The organism is Shigella sp. SIG6 (assembly GCF_053555815.1).
Window position 1 is genome coordinate 1 of record NZ_JBQZXC010000222.1, and the last position, 3,057, is coordinate 3,057.

Annotated in this window: 2 protein-coding genes and 3 pseudogenes; 3 read left to right on the top strand and 2 right to left on the bottom strand. The window is 48.9% G+C overall.

Going from position 1 to position 3,057, the window contains the following annotated elements:
- On the bottom strand, window positions 1-784 hold a 784-nt coding region (locus ACUU1M_RS19555; protein WP_449144755.1), incomplete at its 3' end, for a leucine-rich repeat domain-containing protein.
- 91 nt (window positions 785-875) lie between these two features.
- Here ACUU1M_RS19555 and ACUU1M_RS19560 point away from each other — a divergent pair.
- Window positions 876-962 (top strand): annotated as a pseudogene (locus tag ACUU1M_RS19560) (transposase); the annotation flags it as partial.
- A gap of 6 nt (window positions 963-968) precedes the next feature.
- Here the strand turns inward: ACUU1M_RS19560 and ACUU1M_RS19565 are convergent.
- Window positions 969-1,052: pseudogene (locus ACUU1M_RS19565) on the bottom strand (hypothetical protein); the annotation flags it as partial.
- A 210-nt stretch (window positions 1,053-1,262) separates the two neighbouring features.
- Here ACUU1M_RS19565 and ACUU1M_RS19570 point away from each other — a divergent pair.
- Both ACUU1M_RS19570 and ACUU1M_RS19575 read left to right on the top strand, forming a co-directional pair.
- Window positions 1,263-1,352 (top strand): annotated as a pseudogene (locus ACUU1M_RS19570) (DUF1175 family protein); the annotation flags it as partial.
- A gap of 23 nt (window positions 1,353-1,375) precedes the next feature.
- A partial coding sequence (locus ACUU1M_RS19575) for an MG2 domain-containing protein (protein WP_449144756.1) occupies window positions 1,376-3,057 on the top strand: 1,682 nt, incomplete at its 3' end.

Consider the following 3,057-nt stretch of genomic DNA (forward strand, 5'->3'; position numbering starts at 1 on the left):
TGCGAGTCGACAATGGATTGTTATAAATATTAACATCTGCATAAATGTGCAGATTCATGATACTGTCTGGCAATGTGTTCAGCTGATTGTTAGGGATATATAGTGATTGCAGACGTTGTGGAAGTTCGGGCAGTCTGTGTAGTTGGTTTTCCCCAACGTTTAAAAGCCTCAGATTTTGAGGAAGGGGCGGTAGCTCTTGTAATCTGTTATCAAAAGCACTTAGTTCCTGTAGTTCACATGGTAATTCTGGTAAGGCAGTAAGCTGGTTGTTGCCAACAGAAAGTTTTTGTAGAGCCGGGGGAAGATCAGGTAGCGTCTCCAGGCTATTGAGAAGGACTGAGAGTGACTGCAAGGAAGATGGAAGAGAAGGCAAACATGTTAAAACCCTGTTAAGTGAAACATCAAGAGCGACCAGGTGAGGCGGAAGAGCCGGGAGCCTGCTCAGTCTGTTATCGCTGGCTTTAAGTACAGTTAAGGACGGAGGGAGTTCTGGCAGAGAGCGTAGCTCATTGCTAGAGATGTTAAGTTCTTGTATGTGCGGGGGCAGGTATGGGAGAGAGCGTAATCTGAGTAAACTTAAATTGAGGGCTGGCTCTTGAAAAGCCAGACATATTTTCAGTAATCGAACTGCCTGTGTTCGGTCTTCTGTTGCAGCACCTTCCTTGGCCCAGTTATCCCAGATGCGGTGATAATCCGTGATATTTTGCTCTTCTACGGATAAACGGGATATACATCCTAAACCACAAAAGGAGCGGAAAAAAGAAGGATTGTGGGCAGGTTTCATTTATTATTGATCCTCATTGTTTATATATTAATATATTCGTGCAAATGGAGTGAGGATTCTTTAAAAAAACGCGCCTGTAAATAGTTAAGAACAGGAAGAACTGTTGGGGATGTGGCTGGCCGAAAATGAAGGGGTGAAGTTCTGGCTCAATGTGCTGACTGAACTGAAAAAACGCGGTTGGTCGCCCTACCTTTTCATCAAGCCAGTAGTCTGCCCACCACAGCATCATTTCTCTGCGCTTATCGAGATACTGAGCATGGTTGTAAATTCAGCTAACCCAGTGCGTTGACAAAAAATTAGCGCAAGAGGACAAAAAATCACCTTGCGCTAATGCTCTGTTACAGGTCACTAATCACATCTAACTCATTGATTAATAGTGACTCTAAATGTAGTGTTTTATCGCGTTTTGTAGTCTATTATTTAATCTATAACAACGATAATACAATGAATTTTAATTGGTTTTTGTGATTTTGTCCTTCTTCTGACATGGAAGGACACCCGATGGATACCCAACGATTCCAATCCCAATTTCATTGGCATTTATCGTTTAAATTTTCTGGCGCGATAGCAGCGTGCTTGTCCCTGTCTCTTGTGGGAACAGGGCTTGCTAAAGCTGATGATTCGCTTCCTTCCAGTAACTATGCGCCGCCCGCCGGGGGAACATTCTTTTTGCTTGCTGACAGCAGTTTTAGCAGCAGTGAAGAGGCGAAAGTGCGACTGGAAGCGCCGGGGCGTGATTATCGGCGCTATCAGATGGAAGAGTACGGCGGCGTGGACGTTCGCCTGTATCGTATTCCTGACCCGATGGCATTTTTGCGCCAGCAGAAAAACCTGCATCGCATTGTGGTGCAACCGCAATATCTGGGCGACGGGCTGAACAATACGCTGACCTGGCTGTGGGATAACTGGTACGGCAAATCTCGCCGCGTGATGCAGCGTACTTTCTCTTCTCAGTCACGGCAGAATGTGACTCAGGCATTACCCGAATTACATCTCGGCAATGCCATTATTAAACCTTCCCGTTATGTACAGAACAACCAGTTTTCCCCGCTGAAAAAATATCCCTTGGTGGAACAGTTCCGTTATCCACTATGGCAGGCTAAACCGGTCGAGCCGCAGCAAGGGGTAAAACTGGAAGGCGCATCCAGCAATTTCATCTCGCCGCAGCCGGGTAATATTTATATTCCTCTCGGCCAACAAGAGCAGGGGCTGTACCTCGTCGAGGCGATGGTAGGTGGGTATCGGGCGACGACGGTGGTGTTTGTTTCCGATACCGTGGCGCTTAGCAAAGTGTCAGGTAACGAGCTTCTGGTATGGACCGCGGGTAAAAAACAGGGTGAAGCGAAGCCCGGCTCAGAGATCTTGTGGACTGACGGTCTTGGCGTGATGACCCGCGGGGTGACCGATGACAGCGGTACTTTGCAGTTACAACATATATCGCCAGAACGTTCATACATTCTGGGTAAGGATGCTGAAGGCGGCGTTTTTGTCTCCGAGAACTTCTTCTACGAAAGCGAAATCTACAACACCCGCTTGTATATTTTTACCGATCGCCCGCTATATCGCGCAGGCGATCGTGTCGATGTTAAAGTGATGGGCCGCGAGTTCCGCGATCCGTTGCATTCATCCCCCATCGTCAGCGCCCCGGCGAAGCTTTCGGTGCTGGACGCTAACGGCAGTCTGTTGCAAACCGTCGATGTCACGCTGGATGCGCGCAATGGCGGGCAGGGAAGTTTCCGCCTGCCAGAAAATGCCGTTGCCGGAGGTTATGAGTTACGTCTTGCTTACCGCAATCAGGTCTATAGCAGCAGTTTTCGCGTGGCAAACTACATCAAGCCACATTTCGAGATTGGTTTAGCTCTCGACAAAAAAGAGTTCAAAACTGGCGAAGCGGTCAGCGGCAAACTGCAACTGCTCTACCCGGATGGCGAGCCGGTAAAAAATGCCCGCGTGCAGTTAAGTTTGCGCGCTCAGCAATTATCAATGGTCGGTAACGATTTGCGTTATGCCGGACGTTTCCCCGTGTCGCTGGAAGGCAGCGAAACGGTGTCCGACGCCAGCGGTCATGTGGCGTTAAATCTCCCCGCCGCCGATAAACCGAGCCGCTATTTGTTAACCGTCTCCGCCAGTGACGGCGCGGCGTATCGCGTCACCACCACCAAAGAGATCCTCATTGAACGCGGCCTGGCGTATTACTCTTTAAGTACCGCCGCACAATACAGTAATAGCGGCGAGTCGGTTGTGTTCCGTTATGCCGCGCTGGAATCTTCAAA